Below are 21,892 nucleotides of genomic sequence, written 5' to 3' on the forward strand. Positions count from 1 at the left end.
ACGCCGGTCAGATGATCTGCTTCATGATCTGCCACCCCATGTTGATGCGGGTCGGATCGGCGGTCCAGCCGGCGCGGCCGTTGCCGCGGTAGATGTACATGTCGCCGGTCGTCGTGACCGCGAGCACGTCGCTGTTGCCGTCGCCGTTGAAGTCGCCCATGCTGAACACCGAGGCCATCCCGCCCCAGCCCTGTCCGATCGAGCGCGCGTTGCCCCAGTTGCCGTCGCCGGTGGTCGAGTAGAGCATGAGCACTCCCCCGGCGGTGCGGCCCATCAGGTCGGCCTTGCCGTCGCCGTCGAAGTCGCCGACGCTGAAGAGATCCGTGAAGCTGGCCCAGCCCTGGCCGATCGTGGTGCCGAGACCGGCACCCCATCCCCCGGCGCCGTTCCCGCGGTAGAGCCGGAGGTCGCCCCTCGCGTCGACGACGAGCACATCCGGCGTCCGGTTCCCGTCGAAGTCGAGGCCGCCGACGATGCGGAGGAACGAGCCCCAACCGTTGCCGATGACGATGCGCGGGCCGAAGCCGCCGCCCGCCAGACCGGGGTGCAGATAGAAGATGCCGCCGGCGTCGATCTGACCGAGGTCGCTGAATCCGTCGCCGTTGAAGTCGCCCATCGGGGTCAGCCTGTCGGTCGCCGCCCAGGTGCTGGCCGGGCGCGCGATGCCGCCCCAGTTGCCGTTCCCGGTCGTGCCGTAGACGCGCACCTCGCCGGCCGTCGTCATCGCCACGATGTCGCGACCGGCCACGCCGTCGACGTTGCCCACACCGGCCGGGAGGGATCGCGGACCCCAGACCGCCGCGCCGGATACCGACGCGTTGACGGTCTGCCAGCCCAGGCCGATCGCGATGTCCGCACCGATCGCTCCGCCGCCTGCGCCGCGATAGAGGCGCAGCGTGCCGGACGAGTTGATCGTGAGGAGGTCGGAGACGCCGTCGCCGTTGAAGTCGCCGGTGTTGAAGATGTCGGTGAAGCCCTGCCACCCGTTCCCGATCTGCCTCGACGCCTTCCAGCCGCCGCTGCCGTTGCCGGAGTAGAGGTACAGGCGCCCTCCACCGTCTCGAGCGACGAGGTCGGGCCGGCCGTCGCCGTCGAAATCGCCGTTGCCGCTGATCAGGTTCATCGCGGACCATCCGGTTCCGACGACGCGTGGGGCGAGGAAGCCCCCGCGGTTGTCGCCCGCCCGGAGCATGAGACGGCCGGCGGAGTCCGTCGTGAAGAGATCGGGGACGCCGTCTCCGTCGAAGTCGCCGGCGGGTGTGGCCAGCAGCACTCCGGACCAGTCACCGGCCAGCGTGGTCGGCGCGGGCATCGTGGTCGTCCCGTTGCTCCGCACGACCTGCGCCGGGCCGGACGTCTTGATCGCGACGAAGTCGCGACGCCCGTCGCCGTCGAGGTCTCCGACGCCGAAGAACTTCTTGACCCCGGTCATCCCTCCGCCGACCTTGACACGATCGCCCCAGGCGCCGTTCAGGTACGGATAGCCGAACACGTCGCCCGCGCCGTCGACGCCGAGCACGAACGAGCTCTGATCGATCGAGGACAGCGTCGGCGTCATCGAGGTCGGGACCTGCGTCGAGCCGAACCAGTCCGTGAAGTAGTTGTAGAAGTTGCGGTTGCCGTACGCGGAGCACGGGTCGCCGCTGTCGCCGTATCCGGCGTTGAGCGCGTTCTGGTTCGGCTGGTACGGCGTGTAGTAGTAGAGCGCCGACGTGGCCTTGTTCGCGATGTAGACCGGCGAGGAACCGCACCCGGCGTTCGGGTTGTACTGGATGTTCCAGGTCCGGTACGGCGCGTACCACTGGAACCACTTGCCCTCCATGTAGATCTGCATCTGCCGCGCGGCACCGTAGATCTGGTGGAAGAAGCCGACGTACTGCGGATCGCACGGCGCGGTGTCGGGGCAGCCCTGTCCGAGGGCGATGTCGTAGCGCCACGCGCTCGGCCACGAGTGCGTGACGAGGCCCTGCTCCTTCTGGAGCATCACGATCAGCACCTGCGGGTTGATGTTGCACGACTGCGCCACGCGGTAGATGATGCGCGCCGCGGTCTCGTTCGCGGCCCCCGTGTATCCGTTGCAGTACGCGTCAGCCGGACGCGTCACCGACGAGATCGTGAAGTCCTTGAGGCAGACGATCCGTCGGCCGTCCTCGTCCGTGCCGCCCAGGCAGCGGGAGACCTTGCTGTTGAAGAAGGTCTGGATCTGCGCCTCGGTCATTGAGTTCTTGTTCGTGAACACGGCGTCGCTGATGAGATTGCCCGCGTTGAAGCCGACGAGCGTCGTCTTCGCCAGTCCGGCGGCGACGGGGTCGGCAGAGGCGTTCGCCGCAGTCGCGACGCTCGACGAGACGGATGCCGTGGCGGCGGTGGCGGGGACCACCGTGCCGACGATCAGGGCGGAGGCGGCGAGGAAACAGGTGAGGAGTCGGGTGATCCTCAGGGTGTTTCGCGAGCGTGGGGCACGTCGAGACATGTGACCAGTGTGACGGAAGTTACAGGATGATGCCACTGTTACTGAGAATCCGCTGTATGGATCGCGCGCGTCGCTCGCTGGTGCGAGCCGGCTTCCGCCGTCAGAGATCGGCGTGCAGCCCCCACACGCGCTCTGCCGAGCCGGCCCACGAGAACGCCCGCGACCTGTCGGCGGCGAGAACCCGCAGGCGGGCCGCTCCCTCGCGGGAGGCCGCCGCGAGTGCGTCTGCGACGCCGTCCGCCGGCACCAGCAGCCCTCCGTCGGCGATCACGTCGTGGTGCGAGCCGCTGTCGACCGCGACGACGGGGATGCCGAGTGTCATCGCCTCCACCGCCCGCCACGGCCAGCCCGCGACCGGACTCGTGGCGGCGAATGCCGCCGCGCCCGCGAGGACGGCGGCTCGGTCTTCCGGCGACAGCACCCCGCGCACGTGGGCGCGCCGTTCGGGGAGCCCCGCGGCCGATGCCCGTTCGGCGAGTCGCGGTTCCGCCCCCTCGGGCGCGTCGAGAACCACCGCGTCGAGCCCCGCAGCGACGGCACCGCGGAATCCCGCCTCGAGCGATGCCGGTGTGCCGGTGAGCACCACGTACTCCCCCGGCATCGACAGCGCGGCGCGACGCGTCTCGGCGTCACGCGGCGTCACGAACCCCCGCGGCGCGGCGCCGGCGATCACCCGTACGCGACCGCGGAGCTTCGCCACCTCGGACAGTCGCTCCGCCACCGCGTGCGAGGGCACCACCACGGCGTCCGCATGCTTCACCGCGCGCTTCAGCATGGCGCGCTGCCAGGCCACCGCGCTCTTCGAGAGAAGCTCGGGAGCATCCCAGGCCTGCAGGTCCCAGACGGTCACCGTGGTCTGATCGTTGTCGTGCACGCGGTCGTGGCGCACGAGCGGTGCCATGAGGCTCGGAGAATGGATCAGGCCTCCGCCGACGCCGGGCGCGATGCCCAGCTGCCAGGCGGCGGCCAGCTCACGCCGCGCGAGGTTGAGCGTGCGCACGTCGGAGACACCGGTGACGGTGACCTCGGCACCGGCGGGAACGATGGCATCGACCGTGCACCCGGTGGGGGCCGTCGCCACGAGACCGATCGCCAGATCCACCGCGGCCGCGGCCTGATCCGCATCGACGACGTGCACGAGCTGATCCAGAACAACACGCAGCCGAGCACCCATGCGCTCAGGCTATCCTCGCGGCACCGCTCTCCCGTGGATCCCACCCCCGTGCCGTGCGAATATCGGGCTTCCCGAGGCATCCGTCCCCCGGTCCGGCAGCGGTTCGTGCTTGAATGCTCACGTGAGCGACGGTCGACTTCCCCGGCGGCGCCGATGGATCGGTTGGACCGTCGGCATCGTCCTGACGCTTCTCGTGCTCGCGATCGGATGGGTCGCCGTCCGCGGCATCGGCGCGGTGAGCGACCTGCAGCTGGTCGCCAAGGGGGCGTCGCAGCTCAAGGCGGCGATCGCCGAGGGCGACCTCGAGGGGGCGGAGCCCATCGCCGGGAGCATCGCGGGCAACGCCGAATCGGCGCGCGATCTCACCTCCGATCCGGTCTGGCAGGCCTTCGGCTACATCCCCTGGCTCGGACCGAACTTCCGCGCCGTGAGCGACGTCGCCGAGATCGCCGACGATGTGTCGGCGGATGCCCTCGCGCCGCTCCTCGACGTCGCCGCCGGCTTCGATCTGGGGAACCTCGGCTTCGCGGACGGCGCGATCGACCTCGAGCCCTTCGCCGAGATCGAGAAGCCGCTCGGCACGGCGAGTGCCGCGCTCACCTCCGCGGAGCAGCGCGCCCAGCAGATCGACGCGGATGCGACCCTCCCCCCGCTCGCCGACGCCGTGCGCGAGCTCCGTGCGTCCGTCACCGAGGCTGCGACCGTGGTCGGGTCGCTCCACGGCGCCGCGGTTCTCCTGCCGACCATGCTCGGAGGCGACGAGCCGCGCGACTACGTGCTGGCCATGCAGAACAACGCCGAGCTGCGGTCGTCGGGCGGGATCATCGGATCGATCGCCCTGCTGCATGCGGAGGGCGGCCGGATCACGCTGGGAACCCAGGCGTCCACCAGAGACTTCCCGGGGCTGGACGTCCCGCTGCCGCTCAGCGAGTCGACCGTCGCGCTGTTCGAGGACCGGCCGGGTCGGTACCTGCAGAACATCACCAGCATCCCCGACTTCGCCGAGGCGGGGGCGACGATCGCCACACGGTGGCAGGGACGCTTCGGCGGCGAGATCGACGGTGTGATCGCCGTCGACGCCGTCGTGGCCGAGCACCTCATGGAGGCCACCGGAGACCTCAGCTTCGGTCCGTTCACGGCGACCTCCGAGACCGTCATCAGCATCCTGCTCTCCGAGATCTATGCCGCCATCCCGGACCCCGCGGCCCAGGACGACGTCTTCGCCCAGGCCGCGAGCGGCCTCTTCGTCGCTGCGCTCTCCGGAGGCGACACGAAGGCCCTCATCGGCGCGCTGGCCGAGTCGGCGGGCGAGGGCCGCATCCGCATCTGGAGCGCCCATGAGGACGAGGAGTCCGTGCTCGCGGCTTCCGCCCTGGGCGGGACGATCCCGACGGACAGCGTCGATGCGACGTATGTGGGCGTGCTGATGAACGACACCACCGGCGCCAAGATGGACTACTACACGCGGGCGTCGGTCGCCACCGCGATCGGCACGTGCCGGGGCGAGCCGACGACGCAGGTCCGCGTCACGTGGACCAATGAGGCACCCGCGGATGCCGCGACGTCGCTGCCGCCGTATGTCACGGGCGCCGGGTACTACGGCGTCCCCGCCGGGTCCGTGCGGACGCTCATCGCCGTCTACGGACCGGAGGGGGCCACGGCCTCGCACATCGACCGCGACGGCTCCGAGGAGGGTGTGCAGACGGCGATGCTCGGAGACCGCTCCGTCGTGCAGCACGAGGTGCTGCTCGCACCGGGCGAGTCGACCACGATCACCGTGGAATTCCAGGGCGATGGTGCCGGCGAACGCCTCACCGAGGCGCTCGTCACCCCGCTGATCGAGGCTCCGGAGATCTCCCGCGAAGAACTCCGCTGCGGTTCGTGACTTTCGCCTCCGAATAGGCTACTGTCGACTCACTGGGGAATATCTGGGCTCTGTCTTCCTGCCGTGGGGGCAGGATGAGTCCACGCAGTCGAGCGCAGGGGTGTGCTCGGGTGCGATTCCGCGTGAAATTCTGGGGAGAAATCATGCTGAAGAAACTGGCTGCCATCAGCCTGACCGCTGGCGCGCTGGTATTCATCGCGCCCTCCGTCGCAACCGCTGCGCCTTCCGGCCCGGCTGTGACGACCGACTCCTACGCGGAGACCCCTGGCGTGAAGGTCGATGATCCGATCATCGACATCTGCGAGGTCTCGACCATCGTCTTCGGCCCCGGCTACTTCCTGCCGTCCGAGAACGTGAACGTGTCGGTGTCGGGTCTGAACGCCGCGAACGCGGCCGTCTCGGGCAACACCGCCGCTGCTGACGGAAGCATGACGGTGACGTTCCGCCCGCCGTCCGGCGGAGAGGGCTCCTACGCCATCGCCTTCGGCGGCTCGCGCTCGTACACCGCGACCATCACGGTCTCGCACGGACACGACGCCGCTGTGAGCTGCGACCACGATCCGTCTGTCGCGCCCGCAGGGTCGGAGCTGCCGCTCACCGGCGACGGATTCGAGCTCGCGCTCACCGGCGGAAGCGTATCGCCGTGGATCCTCGGCGGCGGAGCCGTCGCGCTCGTCGCCGGTGGGGCCCTGGTCGCCGCCGGTGCGGCTCGCCGCAAGCGCGCCTGAGTCTGGCTGCCGCCTCGTGCGGTGGTCGGCTGGACGACGGTGATCCCTCCCCCTCCGATCACCGTCGTCTGGCGATCCCGGTGGCCGCACCGGAAGCCCACGGCCTGCTCCTCCGGGAGACGGTCGTGGGCTGCGGCGTGCCCGCGGACGGCGTAACGCCGCTGATCGCGGACGATCGCATCTCTCCCGGCTGAAGTCAGCGGTCCACGGACCACCAGCTCACGGATCAGCGGCTCGCGGACCTTCGGGTCACGGCTCCGGCGTCGGCGTCTCGGTCGGAGGATGCAGGGTCTGCCGGATCATCTCCTGGATGTACCCGTAGTCCGGCTCGAACTCGTCGACTCCGAAGTCCGGGGTCAGCTCGATCGACGTGACGGGCAGCTCTTTGGCCTTGAGCATCAGATCGAAGAACTCCGGCAGCTTGTCCTGCGGCAGGTCGGTGCTGATGAGCGCCGTCCCCGCCGCCGCCACCTCGTTGAAGCGGGTGAGGACCGTCTGCGGAGTGAACTGGGCGAGGATCGCCTCCTGCAGCTCGCGCTGCCGCTTCATCCGATCCCAGTCGCTGGTGGTGTACCGCGAACGTGCGTACCACTGCGCGGTGTCGCCGTTCATGAGCTGCTGGCCCGGTTCGATCCAGCCGATCGCCCACTCGTTCACATCCGTGCCTTCCCAGCCCTCCGGCGGGCCGCCCATCGGCAGGCGCTCGGTCACGTTGATGTTGACGCCGCCCAGGGCATCCACGAGCTCCGCGAATCCGTGCATGTCGACGAACACGTAGTACGGGATCTCGATTCCGAGGACGCCTTCCGCGGCATCCTTGGTCGCTTCGATGCCAGGGTCTGATCCCTGCGCGACGGCGTCGGGGTAGAGCGAGGCTCCCTGATCCTCACGGCAGATCTCCGCGGCGTTGCGCACGTGGTTCATCCAGCCGTTCCAGCCGCAGTCGTCGGAGCTGTAGCCCTCGAAGCCGTTCGGATAGAGCTCCTGCATCGGGCTGCCCTCGCTGAACGGAGCATTCGGGAGCTCACGCGGGATGCCGGTGATCGTCACGGCCCCGGTGTCGGCGTTGACCGACACCACCGAGATGCTGTCGAACCGCATCGAGTCGCGCCCGTCGCCGCTGTCGGCGCCCAGGAGCAGGATGTTGTAGTAGCCGTCGCTCGGCGGGAGGCTCGGTCCGCTCTGCCCGAAGATCGTGGAGATGGTGCTGCGCGCGGACCCCACCACGGTCGCGGCGTATCCCGCGGCGCCGCCGACGAGTCCGAGCAGGATCAGCGCGACGATGGGGATCGCGAACCGCGAAGGACCCGAGACCTTCACGAGACGCACCAGACGCAGGGCGTCGAATGTCAGGACGATCCAGAGCACGACGTACGCGACGATCAGCACCTGCACGATCGTCAGCACGGCGGCGGAGAAGAATCCGCCGCCGATGGTGAGCCAGAGCAGCACCGGGCGCGCGAACAGCGCCAGGCCGGCCGTGACGATCACCAGGAACCAGGCGATCAGCGTCGCGCGCAGCCCGAAGCGTCCGAGCCGACGATTGCCCGCGAGGATCTGCGCCGAACCGGGCACGAGGAGATTGAGCGCGACGAGCCACCAGCCGCGCTTCGTCATCTGCCCAGGGTCGGAGGAGTCCGGATGCCGCAGCGGCCGGTTCTCGATCAGCGGGCGCCCTGTCGCGCGCGGTGGCGCAAGGGTCACAGCGAGCCCTTCAGCCGTTCGTTCTTCTCCTCGACCTGCGCCTCGAGGTCGCGCGCGTACGCCTCCACCCGGTCGGCGAGGTCGGCGTCGGCGGTACCGAGGATCCGTGCGGCGAGGAGCCCGGCGTTGCGCGCGCCCCCGATCGAGACGGTCGCGACGGGGATGCCGGCCGGCATCTGCACGATCGAGAGCAGCGAGTCCATGCCGTCCAGATACGCGAGCGGCACCGGCACGCCCACGACCGGGAGCGCCGTCATCGAGGCGACCATACCCGGCAGATGGGCCGCTCCTCCGGCGCCGGCGATGATCACGCGGATGCCGCGGGAACGTGCCTCGCGCGCGTAGGACATCAGCTTGTCCGGCGTGCGGTGCGCCGAGACGACCTCGACCTCGTGCGGGATCCCGAAGTCCGTGAGCGCCTGCGAGGCGTCGCTCATGACACGCCAGTCGGAGTCGGATCCCATGATCACGCCGACCAGCGGCGCGGCGGAGGAGTGCAGTGGCTCGGTCACCAGATCAGGCTACGGTCTGCTGCTGTGAGAAGCCCTGAACGGCACACCTCTTGCCCGGTCTTGCGGGACGGTCAGTCGAAGTGCGCGGCTGCCGCCCTGGCGACGTACACCGCGTCGTCGAGGTCATCACCAGAGACGTTCACGTGCCCGACCTTGCGACCCGGACGCGGAGCCTTGCCGTAGGTGTGGATCTTCGCCGTGGGGTGCTCGGCCATCGCCGCGTCGAATCGCGCCTCGAGAGTGCCTTCGGTCGGACCGCCGAGGATGTTCACCATCACCGACCACGCCGCGCGCGGCGCCGTGCTCCCCAGCGGGAGATCGGCCACGGCGCGCAGGTGCTGCTCGAACTGCCCGGTCACCGCTCCGTCCTGACCCCAGTGCCCGCTGTTGTGCGGACGCATCGCCAGCTCGTTGACGAGGATGCGCTCGTCGTCGGTCTCGAAGAGCTCGACGGCGAGCATGCCCGTCACCCCGAGACCTTCGGCGATCGTGCGTCCGATCTCCTCCGCGACCCGGGACAGCCGTTCGGTCGCCGCCGGCGCGGGCGCGATGACCTCGGCGCAGACGCCACCGCGCTGCACGGTCTCGACGACCGGGTAGGCGACGATCTGACCGGAGGGCCGACGCGCGACCTGCTGTGCGAGCTCTCGGACGAACGGCACGAGCTCCTCGACCAGCAGCGCATCGCCGTCGGCGACCGCCTCGAACCAGTCCTGGGCTTCATCGGCGGCGCGGACGACCCGCACACCCTTGCCGTCGTATCCTCCGCGCGGCGTCTTCACGACGCCCCGGCCGTCGTGGCCGTCGAGGAAGGCCTGGAGCTCATCCACGCTGCGCACGGCCGCCCACTCCGGCTGCGGGATGCCGAGCTCGGTCAGGCGCGCGCGCATCACCAGCTTGTCCTGGGCGAACTGGAGGGCGTCCGGACCCGGGTGCACGACGACGCCCTCGGCGACGAGTGCCCGCAGCACCTCCTGGGGAACATGCTCATGGTCGAAGGTGATCACGTCGACGTCGGCCGCGAACGCGCGCACGGCGTCGATGTCCCGGTAATCGCCCACGGCGGTCGCCGCGAGCCGGGCGGACATGCCGTCGCCCTCCGCGAGCACCCGCAGGTCGAGTCCGAGCTCGACCGCCGGAGCGATCATCATCCGGGCCAGCTGTCCTCCGCCGATCACGCCCACACGCAGCGTCATGTGCCGCCTCCATTCGTCTCGACCATTCTCGCGCACGCAGGCGACGATGTCCGACACGGTTGCCGCGGCGCTCGGGCGGCGCCGTGCGCCGCGGGAGTCAGATGTCGTCGAGGTTGTCGGTGCTGCCCTGCGCGTCTCGATGCGCGAGGATCTGGCCGACCTCGATCTGGTCGGCGAGCGTCTCATGGACGAGCGTGACGTTGGGCACATTGGCCAGGCGCAGCGGTTCGTCGACACCGTTCGAGAGGGTGATCGTGCCCGTTCCCCACAGACGCTGCAGCGGCCCGCGACGTACGGCTATCGTGTAGCCCCTCGCGTGCGACATCTCGCGCCGACGACGCGCCCCGATGCCCTGATGCGCGATGACCCTCCGGGTGGTCACGGTCGTGCTCTGCGAGTACCAGACGATGAACGGCACCACCACGACGAGCAGGACGACGAGACCGGCCGCCGACAGCAGCATCCAGTTCTCGAGGCCCGCGGGCAGATTGTCGTAGAAGTAGGCCGTCGCCCCGAAGACGCCGATCAGGACCAGCGCCGACCAGAACAGTCGACGGGCGTGGCTCCGCAGCCGCGCGATGAGCAGCTCTTCGGTCGGCACGCCGGGCGGCGGCATCACCGGCCGGCCTCCGAGCGTCACGGGCTGAGTCACCCCACCATTGTGCCCGTGATCTGCGACAAAGCGGACTGCGCGGCGGCGTGTCAGATCAGGCGGGCCGCACGTGCACGACATCGCCCGCCGAGACGGCGTGCGCGGAGCCGTCCGCCGACACCAGGAGACGGCCCTGAGGGTCGAGCGCCGTGGCGCGGCCCTCGAGCAGGACACCGCCGGGCAGCGAGACGCGGACGACGAGACCCAGGGTCGCGCATCGGGCCGTGACGGCAGCGTGCAACCCGCTCGCGACCGCGTCATCGGCCGCGGCGAGCGCGGCGACGGTGGAGGACAGCGCCCGCAGGTAGTCCGCCAGCAGCCGGTCCTCGTCGACCTCGACGCCGAGCACCGCGAACGAGGTCGCCGTCGGCACGGGGAGCTGCTCCGCAGTCATGGCCGTGTTGACACCGGAGCCGACGATGACGGCATCCGTCGTCGCCTCGGCGAGGATCCCGCAGATCTTGCGCCCGTCGACCAGGACGTCGTTCGGCCACTTCACCGCGACGTCTCGCCCCGGGAGCTGGGCGGCCACCGCCTCTGTCATCGCCAGGCCTGCGGCTAGAGGGATCCAGCCGCGTGCGGCGGGGTCGTCCGGCAGGGTGCGCAGCAGCACGGAGATCGCGAGCGATGCGCCGTCGGGAGCCACCCAGGTGCGGTCGAGACGCCCGCGCCCCGCGGTCTGGTTCCTCGTGATCAGGGCGGAGAGGTGCGGCCAGCCCTCGACATCGTCGGCCCGCTCGCGGAGATCGGCGTTCGTCGAGCCCGTGCGCGGGAGGACCTCCAGGCGCGCCGCGACACCATGGGAGCGCGGGAGGTCACCGCTCATGTGTCTTCCTCGTCGGCCTCTTCGTCATCGTCGTCCTCGTCCTCGCGGATCGCGCCGATGTCGTTCGCGTGCCACTGCTCCCACTCGTGCATGAGCCGCTCGACGGCTGCGTGGAACTTCTCGGTGGCGACGCCCGGAGTCGTGTCGCCGAAATAGTGCTGCACCCACATCCGGAGCCGGGCGACGGCCGCCTCATCCGCACGGACGCGCTCGACCTCGGAGACGATGCGAGACGCGTCGTCGACCGTCAGCCACTCGCAGTCCGCGAGGTAGCCGGTGGAGTCGATCGCGGCGCGCTCGTCTGCGGGGCGCGTGATCATGAGGGGCTTGCCAGCGGCGAGACGGTCGTAGACCATCGCCGAGATGTCGACGACGGCGACATCGGCGGCCGAGAGCTGCCAGCCGAGTTCCGGTCCGTCGTCGTAGACGTGCTGCGCGCTGCGGTCCGCGGCATTGGCCGCGTTGATCGCCGCGATGATCCTGCGGTGGGCGGCCCCGTACGCCTCATCCACGACCCCGCTGCGGGGATGCGGTCGGTAGATGACCCGATGCCGGCCGGTCGCCAGGAGCTGTTTCACGAGCGTCTCGCCGTGCGTCGCGATCGAACCGTAGTGAGCGCTGGGACGGTCCCCCTCCCAGGTCGGCGCGTACAGCACCACGGTGCGCTCATCCGGCGTGTAGGGCAGCGTCCCCGAATAGTGATCCGCCTGCGGTCGACCGATGTCCATCGTTCGACGGTCGACGTCGTAGTCCCACAGCGTGCGCGAGAGACGATCCCGCGCCGCCTGACCCGCGACGAAGGCGTAGTCGTAGGCCTTGTACTGATTCGTGGTCATGTACATCTTGTCGGACTCGCCGTGGTTGATGAACACGTGCCAGCGGCGTCCGTAGCGGAACATCTGGAAATTGCGGGTGTTCTGATTGACGTACAGCACGACCCGGATGTCCTGATGGGCGATGAACCGCTCGAGGTCGCGGACCTTCGGCACGAAGGCGACCGGCGGTCCGTCCTCGTCGAGCAGCTTCTCGGCGCCCGTCGCCGACCGGGAGAGCACGACGACCGGCCAGCGCTTCGCGAGCTCCGCGAGCGGACGGTACCACTGGCGCATCTGGTACATGTTCACCGCGCCGTCGGCGAAGTACACCGCGACCTGGAAGTGATCGAGCGGATGCGGTTCGCGCTCGGCGAGGCGCCGCCGCACCCGCTGCACGGCGCTGCGAGACGCGAGCGCGCGCGTGAGGAGACGGTACGCCTTCTTGGCGTCAGACAATGCACCCATCCCTCCAGAATAGTTCGTTCCGCGCTCTCGCCCCGCGGACGGATCAGGGAACGCCCGATGTCGTCGTGCCATGATCGTCATGTGCCAGCCAACGAATCCGTCACGCCCGACACCGGGGTGTCCTTCGTGATGCCGGTGCTCAACGAGCGGGCGTACCTCGAGCACGCCGTCGCCTCCGTGCTCGCCCAGGACGTCGACGGACCCGCCGAGCTCGTCCTCGCGCTCGGCCCCTCGACCGACGGGACCACCGAGCTGGCCGAGCGGCTGGCTGCGGCCGACGACCGCATCCGGCTGGTCCGGAACCCGGCCGCGCACATCCCGGTGGGGTTGAACGCCGCGATCGGCGCGAGCCGGTACGCGACGATCGTCCGCGTGGATGCCCACTCCGAGCTGTCCCCCGGCTACGCGGCCCGCGCCCTGGAGACGCTCGAGCGTACACAGTCGGCCAACGTCGGCGGCGTCATGCACGCCGAGGGCCGCACGCCCTTCCAGAAGGCGGTCGCGCGCCTCTACAACTCCCCCGTCGGTCTGGGCGGCGGCGCGTACCACGGCCGCACGCACGAGGGCGAGGCCGAATCGGCGTACCTCGGCGTCATGCGCCGCGAGGTGCTCGACGAGGTGGGACTGTTCGACGAGACGATCCGCCGTGGCGAGGACTGGGAGCTCAACCTCCGCATCCGCCAGGCCGGACACCGCGTCTGGTTCGACCCGACCCTGTCCGTGACGTACTGGCCACGGGAGAGCTGGCTCCGCCTCGCGCGTCAGTTCCGCGCGACCGGCGCCTGGCGCGGCGAGCTCGTGCGCCGATTCGGCCGCCGCAACGGCATCCGCTACTTCGCTCCGCCCGCCCTCGTCCTCGTGGTCGCCCTCGCCGTCATCGTCGGTGCGCTGCAGCTCACCGGCGTGCTGACGGGCGTCGCGTCCCTGATCGCGGCGATCGTGGCCTACGTCCCGCTCGCGCTGTATCTGCTCCTCGTGCTCGCCGTCGCCCTGGCTCCGGGGGGAGGCGGGCTGCGTCAGAAGCTGTGGACCCTGCTCGTGCTGCCGACGATGCACCTGTCCTGGGGTATCGGGTTCCTCGGGGGCGTGCTGCGTGGAGCGCGCGACACGGTCGACGCGTCGCGTCTCGGCACGCAGAACACGCCGCTGCCCTGACGCGGGCCCTTCGGATCAGCGGCTGACGAACCCGAGGTCGAGAATCCGGTCCACCACGCGCTCGGCTGCGTGCCCGTCGTCCCGCCTGTTGAACTGCGCGCGCCACGCGGCGTACCTGCTCGCGTAGGCGGATTCCTGGCCGGGGTCGCCCAGCGCCGCGGCGAGCTCGTCTTGCGTGCGCACGAGGGGGCCGGGCGCGCGCTCGGCGAGGTCGAAGTAGAAGCCGCGCAGCTGCCCGCGGTAGTGATCCATGTCGGGAACGAGGAAGTACATCGGCTTGCCGGTGACGCTGAAGTCGAACATCACCGAGGAGTAGTCGGTGATGAGCGCGTCGGCGGCGAGGAGCAGCTGAGCCGTCTCGGGATAGCCGGTCACGTCGATGACCCTGGCGCCGGAACGGTCGCGCCCCTGCTGAAGCGTGCGGGTGTGTCCGCGGACGAGCACCACGGCGTCGGCCTGCCGGGCGAGCAGCTCCGGGTCGATGAAGTCGACCATCTCGCTGCGATCGTCACGCCAGGTCGGTGCGTACAGGAGCACACGCTCCCCCTCGCCGATCCCCAGAGCCGCACGGACCGCGGCCGGATCCCCGGTGGTGAGCGCGTCGTTGCGCGGGTAGCCCTCGACCCAGATCGGCCTTCCGAAGAACGCATATGCCTTGCGGAGAATGCGCTCGGAGTAGGTGTTCTGCGCGAGCAGCACATCCCATCGTCGCGATTCCTTCACGACCGCCGCCATGCGACGAGGGTCGAACCCGGGACGATGCAGGGCGAGTCGCTTGAGCGGCGTGCCGTGCCAGGTCTGCAGCACCTTCTGCCCCGGCTTGCGCTCGAACCGGCGGCGCAGCCAGTCGTTCACCACCAGCAGTCGGGCGGCACCGCGGGCATGCCACCACTCCGGACTGCCTTCGACGACGGCGATCGCCCCCTCCGGCACCGCGACCGAGAGGTCGACCACGCTCCAGTAGCGCCGCAGATCCGGCACTCGGGACGCGAGCTCCCGATCGATCGCCTGCGGGTTGCAGCCGACGCTGCGGCCGTAGAAGCTCTCGAAGAACACGGCGTTCTCGGTGCCGCCGGTCTGGGCCACGTAGCGTCCCTCCAGCGTCGACTGCCCCTCGACCGTCTCGTAGACGGGATCGATCGGTGCGGCGATGCGCACAGCGCCGCCGTCGACAGCGACGCGGACACCGGTCATCACGGTCGGCGCGATCCGCAGGTCGTCGAGATCCGTGTCGGCGATGCGCAGCTCGTATTCGCCGGACGGCAGCGGCAGAGCCGGCCCGCCCCAGCGCGAAGCCTGCAGCGGGAACACGGCCTTCCAGGTCTTGCCCCCGCCGGTGATGCGCGCATCGACACGTGCCCGCGGTCCGGAGAGCTGCGCTGTCGCCGGTCGCTGACCGGTCCCTGCGATGATCAGCGCTTCGGCCGCTTCATCGATCCGGGCCGTTGTCATGCTGCTCCCTTCGGTGCGGGGATCCCCCGCGCGCGGATTGCCTGGTACACCCGATCGGTGTTGCGCCCGTCTCGGAATGCATGCATCTCCGCGCTGAGCGTAGCGGAACGCGCCGACGCCTCGTCGTAGGCGGCGTCGTCGGCGAGAAGGCGCCGGAGCTGCCCGAGGAGTGCGTCCCAGTCGGCCGCGGGGTCTGCGCCCGCGACGTCCTCGTATCGGCCGTAGAAGCCCCGTGTGCGCGCGTACTCGGTCGCGTCCGGGGCCAGATACAGCACCGGTGTCGCGAGCAGCCCCACGTCGTACGCGAGCGAGGAGTAGTCGGTGATCAGCACGTCGACCGCGGCGAGCGCGGGCGTGACGTCGGCGAGCACCGACGAGCCCAGCATCCGCACCCTCCTGCTGGGCAGCGGCGGGGCATAGCCCCCCTCGCCGAGAGGATGCGATCGCACGAGCAGGATCGCGTCCTCGTCTTCGAGCACACGGATGATCCGCACCCACTCCGCCGCGGAGGGCACCGCGGGGTCCGCCGCGCCGTCGCGCCAGGTCGGAGCGTAGAGGATCACGCGCGCGGCCTCCGGCAGAGGACCGACGGCGCGATCCAGCAGAGCGGAGGCCGCCGCCCGGCGCTCGTCGACCGATCCGGCGGAGAGCACGTCGACGCGCGGCTCACCCGTCACGACGACCCGGTCGTCGCCCAGTCCGAACGCGGATTCCAGACGACCGCGAGAGCGATGCGAGGCGGCGGGCAGCACTCGGATGCGCTGGGCGGCTCCGCGGTACAGCAGCCCGACGGCCCGGCGCAGCAGCGGCGCGCCCGGCACGTTCGGGACCTGCGTCGTGGCCGGCGAATCGAGGCCGATGCGCTTCAGCGGGATGCCGTGCCAGAGCTGCACGACGAAGGCCCCGCCGTTCGCGTAGCGGTTGACGTCGCCGAGGCCGTGCGTGACGACGAGCACGCCGGCCCTGGCCGTCGCCCACCAGCCCCGCAGACCGCTCTTGCGCACGGTGCGGAGGCCGAGCGCGGCGGCATCCCGATCCTCGCGATCCGATGACGTGAGCCACAGCGTGTCGTATCCCGCCTCCGACGCGTGCCGCTGCAGAGCCAGCGCGCCGTCGCCGATCCCGGCGCCGCAGCCGAACACCCAGCGTCGACCGCGCGGGACGAGGAACGTACCCATGCGTCCTGCGGCATAGAGCGGGATCCGGAGCAGCTTGGCCGCATTGCCGGTGCCGAAGGAGAAGGACGCCACCCCGCGAGCCTATCGCGGGGTGGCGTCCTTCTCGGCGAACTCCGGATCAGCCGGCGAGCTCGCCGAGTGTCACCTCGAGCTCGTACTCCTTGCCGCCGCGGACGTAGGTCACCTTGGCATCGCTGCCCGCGGCCGCCGCACGCACCTGCGCCGTGAGATCGCTGGCGCTGCTGATCGGGACCCCGTTGAACGCCGTGACGACGTCTTCGGCCTTGAGCCCGGCCGCGGCCGCCGCTCCACCGTCGGTGACCTCGGCGATGTACGCTCCCGCGACGTTCGCGCCCTCGACGCTCGCCGCGTCGCGGACCGAGGCGCCGAGCAGGCCGTGCGTGGCGGCGCCGTCGGCGATGATCTCCTCGGAGACGCGCTGCGCGATGTTCGCGGGGATCGCGAAGCCGATGCCGATCGAGCCCGACTCCTCGGACCCGCCCGAGCTCGCGATCGCCACGTTGATGCCGATCAGCTCTCCCTTGCTGTTCACGAGAGCGCCGCCGGAGTTTCCGTGGTTGATCGCGGCATCCGTCTGGATCACGGCGATCGAGATCGACTCGGTCGGCTGCTGTCCGGTGTTGCCCGGCAGATCGAACTGGAACGGACCCTGTCCTTCGCCCTCTTCCGGCGCCTGCTCCTCCGGGGCGTCCTCGGACGACGAGTCGGGCAGCGCGGACGACGCGATCTGGATGCTGCGGTTGAGCGCGCTCACGATACCCGTGGTGACGGAGTTCGCGAGACCGAGCGGAGCGCCGAGCGCGACGGCGGTGTCACCGACGTTGAGCTTCGACGAGTCGGCGAACTCGATGGGCGTGAGGCCCTTCGCGTCCGTCAGCTTGATCACGGCGAGGTCGTAGATCGGGTCGGTGCCGACGACGGTGGCGTCGAAGATGCGGCCGTCGGATGTCGTCACGCGGATGCTGGGGTCGGCCACGGCTCCGCCGAGGGTCACGACGTGCGTGTTCGTCAGGACGTAGCCGTCCTCGCTGATGATCACGCCCGAGCCGCTGCCGGCCTCCTGGGATCCCGCGACCTCGATCGTGACGACCGAGGGAAGAGCGGCGGTCGCGACCGCGGTGGTCTCGTTGACCGATCCGGGGTTGTTGACGGTGACGGTCTGCGGTCCGCCGGCGGTGCCGCCGGTCGGCTGGTCCTGCAGACCGCTCAGCAGCGCGCCGCCGCCGAAACCGGCGACGCCGCCGACGAGGGCCGCGGCCACGATGAACGCCGCGAACTTCGCGCCGCCCCGCGACTTGGGTTCCTTGGTCTTGACCCCGTCGGCCGGCGGTTCGCCGAACCCGAGGGGCGCGGTGCCGTCGAGCGGCTGCGTCGGCTGCGTGTGCGCGGTCGCGGTGGGGATGCCGAAGGCGGCTCCCGGAGCCGAGGCTGTCGCCTGCTGCGCCGTGTGCGGCGCGGCGAAGGGCTGCGGCGCTGCGGGGGCCGTCGGGGCGGAAGCCGGCGCGGCGACGGCGGCCGCGGCGGGCGCCTGCGACGTGAAGGTCGACGGCACCTCGTGTCCCTGGGCCGACGCGGCCGTGGTCTCGGCGGCGGGCGCGGGCTGAGCGGCGGCCTCTGCTGCCTCGGTGGACGGCACGGCGTCGTGCGACGCGGGTGCCGACTGGTTCTGGGTCTCGTCTTCGTTCATGGTGTGCTCCTTCATCGACGCCCCTTCAGACTGCCGCCTGTATCTGTGCGTTTCGTATGGCGAAGATGAGTTTCAGCTATGGCCTTAGCCTGTTCTTCATGAGTGTCATTCCCGGCGCATGGCGGCGCACGGCGGCCGGTGCAGGTCTGCTCGCCGCAGACGGAACCGTCGCACCTACGATCTTCGCAGAGATGTCAGCGGCTGCGGCCAGAACGGGGGCGATCAATCTCGGTCAGGGCTTCCCCGATGAGGACGGGCCCGCCGAGGTGCTGGAGGCCGCGCGCGCCGCGATCTCCGCGGGCGCGAACCAGTATCCGCCCGGTCGCGGCAACCCGGACCTGCTCGCCGCGATCAGCGAGCACCAGCATCGCTTCTACGGCATCGACGTCGACCCGGCGTCCGAGGTCATCGTCACCGCGGGTGCGACAGAGGCCCTCACAGCCAGTCTGCTCGCGCTGATCGACGGCCCCGACGACGAGGTCGTGGTCTTCGAGCCGTACTACGACTCCTACGCGGCGGCCGTGGCCCTCGCCGGCGCCCGCCTGCGCACCGTGCCGCTGCGCGCCCCCGACTTCCAGCCCGATCTCGATCTGCTGGCCGCCACGGTGACCGATCGCACCCGCATCATCCTCGTGAACGATCCGCACAACCCGACCGGAGCCGTGTTCGGCGCGGAGGTGCTCGCCGAGGTCGTCCGTCTCGCCCAGCAGCACGACGCGATCATCATCACGGACGAGGTCTACGAGCACCTCTCGTTCCACACGCCGCACACGCCGATCGCCACGCTGCCGGGCGCGGCCGAACGCACTCTCACGATCTCCTCCGCGGGGAAGACCTTCTCCGCCACCGGGTGGAAGATCGGCTGGGTGCACGGCCCGGCCGATCTGATCACGGCTGTGCTCACGGTCAAGCAGTACCTCACGTACGTCAACGGCTCGCCGTTCCAGCCGGCCATCGCCGTGGGCCTGCGTCTCGACGACGCCACCTTCACCCGGGCCGCCGCGACGCTCGCGCACAAGCACGGGATCCTCGGCGACGGCCTGCGTGCCGCCGGGTTCACCGTGCACGCGCCGCAGGGCGGCTACTTCACCGTCGCTGACGCCACCGCTCTCGGCGGAGAGGATGCCGCGGCGTTCTGCCGCGCGCTGCCCGAGCGCGCCGGTGTCGTCGCGATCCCCCTGACGGCGTTCGTGTCGGCGGACCGGCGCAGCGAGTACGGCGGGCTGGTGCGTTTCGCCGCCTGCAAGCGCGTCGAGGTCCTGGAGGAGGCCGCCGCGCGCCTCGCCGCCTCGGCGCTCTGAGGCGGTGCTGCTCCGCGTCAGCGGGGAACCACCGCGTACCGCCGCACCCGCAGGGACGGGTTGACGGCGCGGACGCGGTCGATCGCCGACCGCTCGAGAGCCGCGACCGCGATGCCCTCGGCGGTGCCGACGCCGGCGAGGACGACGCCCTGCGGATCGACGATCTGCGAGTGCCCGACGCCGATCGGCGTGGGGTGGTCGGCGGCGACCACGTAGACCGTGTTCTCGATCGCCCGCGCGGCGAGCAGGGTCGTCCAGTGGTGCTCCTTGAGCGGCCCCCGCACCCATTCGGCCGGCACCACGAGAACATCGGCGTCCGCGTCGACGAGCGTGCGCGCCAGCTCGGGGAAGCGCAGGTCGTAGCAGGTCATCAGCCCGAAGCGCAGGCCACCGAGCACGAACGTGGCCGGCTCCCCCGGGTCACCCGGTTCGACCCAATCGGACTCCGTCTGCCCGAAGGCGTCATAGAGGTGCTGCTTGCGGTAGACCGCGAGGATGCCGTCGCCGCGCACCGCCACGACCGTGTTGCGCACCCGCTCGCCGTCCGCAGCACGCTCCGCGAGGCCCGCGACGATCACGACCGCGTAGTCGGCAGCCAGAGACGTGAGGGTCGCGACGAACTCGCCGTCCAGCTCCTCGGCGTTCGCGGCGAGGGTCGCATCCATCGGATCGACGAAGTAGCTCGAGTACTCGGGGAACACGATCAGCTTCGCACCGCGCGCCGCCGCATCCGCCGTCAGCGCGGCGATCCGCTCGCGGTTGTCGGAACGGGACGCCGTCGGCGCGAACTGGCACACGGCGACGGATACGGCTGCGGTCTCGGACATGACCTCATCCTCTCGCATCCGTGCGCACCCGGCCTCGATTCGCCGACCTCTCGAATCCGTGATAAGTTACTTCTTGTGCCGCGGGGTGGAGCAGTTCGGTAGCTCGCCGGGCTCATAACCCGGAGGTCGCAGGTTCAAATCCTGTCCCCGCAACGAGAATGCGACACAAGAAAGGCCCCTGATCAGGAGAAATCCGGATCAGGGGCCTTTCGCTTGCCCGGCGGAAATCCGCAGGACCGCTGTCAGCCGCGTTCCGCACCGAAGCTGACCGAGCGTACGCCCATCGCCTCGGCCTCTTCCGTGGCGAGTCGACGTTCCGCGCCGAGATCGAGTCCGCGCGCGAGAAGCACGTACGCGACAGCGGATGCTGCGAGCCCGACGAACAGCGCGATGTCGATGCCGCCCATCGCCGCGGCGATCGGACCCGTGAACCACGTCGTCACGACGAACGGGATCATCCCGGCGATGCCGATGACGTAGGCGGTGATCCCGCGCCATCCCCAGGAGCCGTAGATGCCGTTCGGACGGAACATCTCGGCGACCGCGTAGCGCCCGCGCCGCACGACGTAGTAGTCGACGAGGTTCACCGACGTCCACGGCACGAGCACGTAGAGCAGCACCACGAGGAAGCTCCCGAACGAGTCGAGGAACTCCCCCGTCGAGAACGCCGCTCCCAGCAGACCGCCGAGTCCGATGATGCTGCAGGCGACGATGCGGGCGAACCGCGTCGGTCGCACGGAGCGGAAGGAGTCGGCGACCGTGATCAGCTCGATGCTCGCGGCGTAGATGTTGATCGTGATGACCGTGATCAGGGCCGGCAGCGCCGACCAGAGCAGCACCGCCCCCGCGCCGGGCACGATCGCGTCGGCCGCCGCGGTGATCGCCTGCACAGGGTCGGCATCCGCGAAGAGGGAGGCGACGAACGCCCCGAGGATCATGAGCCACCCCGCGCCGACGATCACCCCGGAGGAGGTGTAGAACAGCGCCTTGCGCGGACTCGTCTGCGGCGGCAGATACCGCGAGTAGTCGGACACGTACGGCGCCCAGCCCAGCGCGTAGGCCGCGGCGGCCGCGAACTGCACGAGGAACGCCGGACCGTCGAACGCCCCCAGCGAGAAGTCTGCCGCGGGGAGCGGAAGAGCGAAGAGCGCCACGACGCTGAACACGCCGAAGGTCGCGAGGAACAGCCAGGTGAGCCACTTCTGCACGCGGTGGATCCAGTGGTACCCGACGATCGCCAGCGTGAGCGCGAGCGCTGTGATGAGCACGTACCAGCCGGCGCCGGCGTCGACTCCGGTCGTCGCGGTGAGCACCTGCCCGGCGAGCAGCTGGTTGAAGATGTTGAATCCGACGATGCTGGCGACGACCACGAGGCACACGATGGCGACACCGCGGTAGCCGAACTGCGCCCGCGACTGGATCATCTGCGGCAGACCCAGCTGCGGTCCCTGCGCGGAGTGGAACGAGGTGAACACGGTGCCGACGCACACGCCGAGGACGATCGCGAGCAGCGACACCAGGAAGTTCGCGCCCATCGCGACCCCGACCATGCCCGTCGCGAGCGTGGTGAGGTTGGCGTTGGACATGAACCACAGCGGGAACAGGCTCGACGGCTCACCGGTGCGCTCGGAGAGCGGCACCCAGTCGATGGACTTGACCTCGATCCCCGTCGCCCTCGGTGCTGCCACCTCGGTCTGCACGGCGCCGGGCTCCGGAATATCGCGCTGGGGCTCGTTCATGGTGCAACAGTAGGTCGCCGCCCGATCTCGTCCCATCCCCGGAATCCGATGGGGCCCATAGGGTTCGCCGATACGCGAATCGGGCGCCCCCGAAGGGACGCC

The 21,892-nt window shown here is 70.2% G+C and carries 17 protein-coding genes and 1 tRNA gene; 5 read left to right on the forward strand and 13 right to left on the reverse strand.

Features of this window, described 5'->3' with window-relative positions; translation table 11 throughout:
• Nucleotides 1–7: 7 nt before the first annotated feature.
• Both LBN7_RS02020 and LBN7_RS02025 read right to left on the reverse strand, forming a co-directional pair.
• Nucleotides 8–2,473: an FG-GAP repeat domain-containing protein gene (locus LBN7_RS02020; protein ID WP_407360801.1), complete on the reverse strand. Its 2,466-nt coding sequence runs from the start codon at nt 2,471–2,473 to the stop codon at nt 8–10.
• Nucleotides 2,474–2,573: 100 nt separating this feature from the next.
• On the reverse strand, nt 2,574–3,647 hold the full coding sequence (locus LBN7_RS02025) for a glycosyltransferase (RefSeq protein WP_116636519.1): 1,074 nt from the start codon (nt 3,645–3,647) through the stop codon (nt 2,574–2,576).
• Between the two features lie 121 nt (nt 3,648–3,768).
• Here LBN7_RS02025 and LBN7_RS02030 point away from each other — a divergent pair, with 121 nt between their 5' ends.
• Both LBN7_RS02030 and LBN7_RS02035 read left to right on the forward strand, forming a co-directional pair.
• Complete coding sequence (locus LBN7_RS02030) at nt 3,769–5,532, forward strand: DUF4012 domain-containing protein (protein WP_407360802.1); 1,764 nt, start codon at nt 3,769–3,771, stop codon at nt 5,530–5,532.
• A gap of 143 nt (nt 5,533–5,675) precedes the next feature.
• Complete coding sequence (locus LBN7_RS02035; protein ID WP_407360803.1) at nt 5,676–6,260, forward strand: hypothetical protein; 585 nt, start codon at nt 5,676–5,678, stop codon at nt 6,258–6,260.
• A gap of 249 nt (nt 6,261–6,509) precedes the next feature.
• Here LBN7_RS02035 and LBN7_RS02040 read toward each other — a convergent pair whose 3' ends face one another.
• The 6 genes from LBN7_RS02040 to LBN7_RS02065 all read right to left on the reverse strand — a co-directional run bounded on the left by LBN7_RS02040 (nt 6,510) and on the right by LBN7_RS02065 (nt 12,430).
• Nucleotides 6,510–7,877 carry an LCP family protein gene (locus tag LBN7_RS02040; RefSeq protein WP_407360804.1) on the reverse strand — a complete coding sequence of 456 codons (1,368 nt, stop codon included), beginning with the start codon at nt 7,875–7,877 and terminating at the stop codon, nt 6,510–6,512.
• Nucleotides 7,878–7,960: 83 nt separating this feature from the next.
• A complete protein-coding gene (gene purE, locus LBN7_RS02045; protein WP_116636626.1) occupies nt 7,961–8,428 on the reverse strand; it encodes a 5-(carboxyamino)imidazole ribonucleotide mutase in 468 nt (155 codons plus the stop codon).
• A 119-nt stretch (nt 8,429–8,547) separates the two neighbouring features.
• The gene (locus LBN7_RS02050; RefSeq protein WP_116636523.1) at nt 8,548–9,672 is read right to left on the reverse strand and encodes a 5-(carboxyamino)imidazole ribonucleotide synthase; all 1,125 of its coding nucleotides are present in this window, start codon (nt 9,670–9,672) and stop codon (nt 8,548–8,550) included.
• Between the two features lie 97 nt (nt 9,673–9,769).
• The gene (locus LBN7_RS02055) at nt 9,770–10,288 is read right to left on the reverse strand and encodes a PH domain-containing protein (RefSeq protein ID WP_116636524.1); all 519 of its coding nucleotides are present in this window, start codon (nt 10,286–10,288) and stop codon (nt 9,770–9,772) included.
• Between the two features lie 91 nt (nt 10,289–10,379).
• Nucleotides 10,380–11,150 carry a biotin--[acetyl-CoA-carboxylase] ligase gene (locus LBN7_RS02060; RefSeq protein ID WP_407360805.1) on the reverse strand — a complete coding sequence of 257 codons (771 nt, stop codon included), beginning with the start codon at nt 11,148–11,150 and terminating at the stop codon, nt 10,380–10,382.
• On the reverse strand, nt 11,147–12,430 hold the full coding sequence (locus LBN7_RS02065) for a CDP-glycerol glycerophosphotransferase family protein (protein ID WP_407360806.1): 1,284 nt from the start codon (nt 12,428–12,430) through the stop codon (nt 11,147–11,149). The genes LBN7_RS02060 and LBN7_RS02065 overlap by 4 nt, the downstream gene beginning before the upstream one ends.
• A gap of 57 nt (nt 12,431–12,487) precedes the next feature.
• Between LBN7_RS02065 and LBN7_RS02070 the strand changes: the two genes are divergently transcribed.
• Nucleotides 12,488–13,585, forward strand: a complete 1,098-nt coding sequence (locus LBN7_RS02070) for a glycosyltransferase family 2 protein (protein WP_407360807.1) — start codon at nt 12,488–12,490, stop codon at nt 13,583–13,585.
• A 15-nt stretch (nt 13,586–13,600) separates the two neighbouring features.
• Here LBN7_RS02070 and LBN7_RS02075 read toward each other — a convergent pair whose 3' ends face one another.
• Genes LBN7_RS02075 through LBN7_RS02085 form a run of 3 tightly spaced genes read right to left on the reverse strand, consistent with a single transcriptional unit; the run spans nt 13,601 to nt 17,923 of the window.
• Nucleotides 13,601–15,037, reverse strand: coding sequence for a CDP-glycerol glycerophosphotransferase family protein (locus LBN7_RS02075; protein ID WP_116636528.1), 1,437 nt, complete (start codon nt 15,035–15,037; stop codon nt 13,601–13,603).
• A complete protein-coding gene (locus LBN7_RS02080) occupies nt 15,034–16,287 on the reverse strand; it encodes a CDP-glycerol glycerophosphotransferase family protein (protein ID WP_407360808.1) in 1,254 nt (417 codons plus the stop codon). Before LBN7_RS02080 ends, LBN7_RS02075 begins: the two co-directional genes overlap by 4 nt.
• Nucleotides 16,288–16,333: 46 nt before the next feature.
• The gene (locus LBN7_RS02085; protein WP_407360809.1) at nt 16,334–17,923 is read right to left on the reverse strand and encodes a S1C family serine protease; all 1,590 of its coding nucleotides are present in this window, start codon (nt 17,921–17,923) and stop codon (nt 16,334–16,336) included.
• Nucleotides 17,924–18,021: 98 nt separating this feature from the next.
• Between LBN7_RS02085 and LBN7_RS02090 the strand changes: the two genes are divergently transcribed.
• Nucleotides 18,022–19,224 (forward strand): aminotransferase class I/II-fold pyridoxal phosphate-dependent enzyme, encoded by a 1,203-nt coding sequence (locus LBN7_RS02090; RefSeq protein ID WP_407360810.1) that lies wholly within the window; start codon nt 18,022–18,024, stop codon nt 19,222–19,224.
• 17 nt (nt 19,225–19,241) lie between these two features.
• Here LBN7_RS02090 and LBN7_RS02095 read toward each other — a convergent pair whose 3' ends face one another.
• The gene (locus LBN7_RS02095) at nt 19,242–20,051 is read right to left on the reverse strand and encodes a carbon-nitrogen hydrolase family protein (protein WP_407360811.1); all 810 of its coding nucleotides are present in this window, start codon (nt 20,049–20,051) and stop codon (nt 19,242–19,244) included.
• 79 nt (nt 20,052–20,130) lie between these two features.
• Here LBN7_RS02095 and LBN7_RS02100 point away from each other — a divergent pair.
• Nucleotides 20,131–20,204: transfer RNA gene (locus tag LBN7_RS02100), tRNA-Met, on the forward strand.
• Between the two features lie 89 nt (nt 20,205–20,293).
• Here the strand turns inward: LBN7_RS02100 and LBN7_RS02105 are convergent.
• On the reverse strand, nt 20,294–21,790 hold the full coding sequence (locus LBN7_RS02105) for a purine-cytosine permease family protein (RefSeq protein ID WP_407360812.1): 1,497 nt from the start codon (nt 21,788–21,790) through the stop codon (nt 20,294–20,296).
• Between the last annotated feature and the right edge of the window lie 102 nt (nt 21,791–21,892).

It is taken from the genome of Microbacterium sp. LBN7, assembly GCF_045690345.1.
GTDB lineage: Bacteria > Actinomycetota > Actinomycetes > Actinomycetales > Microbacteriaceae > Microbacterium.

What these genes read in the sequence shown, in the direction of transcription:
- LBN7_RS02105 (WP_407360812.1), bottom strand. Translation starts at nt 21,790, where the DNA reads ATGAACGAGCCCCAGCGCGATATTCCGGAGCCCGGCGCCGTGCAGACC.
- LBN7_RS02090 (WP_407360810.1), top strand. Translation starts at nt 18,022, where the DNA reads ATGAGTGTCATTCCCGGCGCATGGCGGCGCACGGCGGCCGGTGCAGGT.
- LBN7_RS02025 (WP_116636519.1), bottom strand. Translation starts at nt 3,647, where the DNA reads ATGGGTGCTCGGCTGCGTGTTGTTCTGGATCAGCTCGTGCACGTCGTC.
- LBN7_RS02050 (WP_116636523.1), bottom strand. Translation starts at nt 9,672, where the DNA reads ATGACGCTGCGTGTGGGCGTGATCGGCGGAGGACAGCTGGCCCGGATG.
- LBN7_RS02055 (WP_116636524.1), bottom strand. Translation starts at nt 10,288, where the DNA reads ATGCCGCCGCCCGGCGTGCCGACCGAAGAGCTGCTCATCGCGCGGCTG.
- LBN7_RS02040 (WP_407360804.1), bottom strand. Translation starts at nt 7,877, where the DNA reads ATGACGAAGCGCGGCTGGTGGCTCGTCGCGCTCAATCTCCTCGTGCCC.
- LBN7_RS02095 (WP_407360811.1), bottom strand. Translation starts at nt 20,051, where the DNA reads ATGTCCGAGACCGCAGCCGTATCCGTCGCCGTGTGCCAGTTCGCGCCG.
- purE (WP_116636626.1), bottom strand. Translation starts at nt 8,428, where the DNA reads ATGGGATCCGACTCCGACTGGCGTGTCATGAGCGACGCCTCGCAGGCG.
- LBN7_RS02085 (WP_407360809.1), bottom strand. Translation starts at nt 17,923, where the DNA reads ATGAACGAAGACGAGACCCAGAACCAGTCGGCACCCGCGTCGCACGAC.
- LBN7_RS02065 (WP_407360806.1), bottom strand. Translation starts at nt 12,430, where the DNA reads ATGGGTGCATTGTCTGACGCCAAGAAGGCGTACCGTCTCCTCACGCGC.
- LBN7_RS02020 (WP_407360801.1), bottom strand. Translation starts at nt 2,473, where the DNA reads ATGTCTCGACGTGCCCCACGCTCGCGAAACACCCTGAGGATCACCCGA.
- LBN7_RS02035 (WP_407360803.1), top strand. Translation starts at nt 5,676, where the DNA reads ATGCTGAAGAAACTGGCTGCCATCAGCCTGACCGCTGGCGCGCTGGTA.
- LBN7_RS02075 (WP_116636528.1), bottom strand. Translation starts at nt 15,037, where the DNA reads ATGACAACGGCCCGGATCGATGAAGCGGCCGAAGCGCTGATCATCGCA.
- LBN7_RS02070 (WP_407360807.1), top strand. Translation starts at nt 12,488, where the DNA reads ATGTCGTCGTGCCATGATCGTCATGTGCCAGCCAACGAATCCGTCACG.
- LBN7_RS02060 (WP_407360805.1), bottom strand. Translation starts at nt 11,150, where the DNA reads ATGAGCGGTGACCTCCCGCGCTCCCATGGTGTCGCGGCGCGCCTGGAG.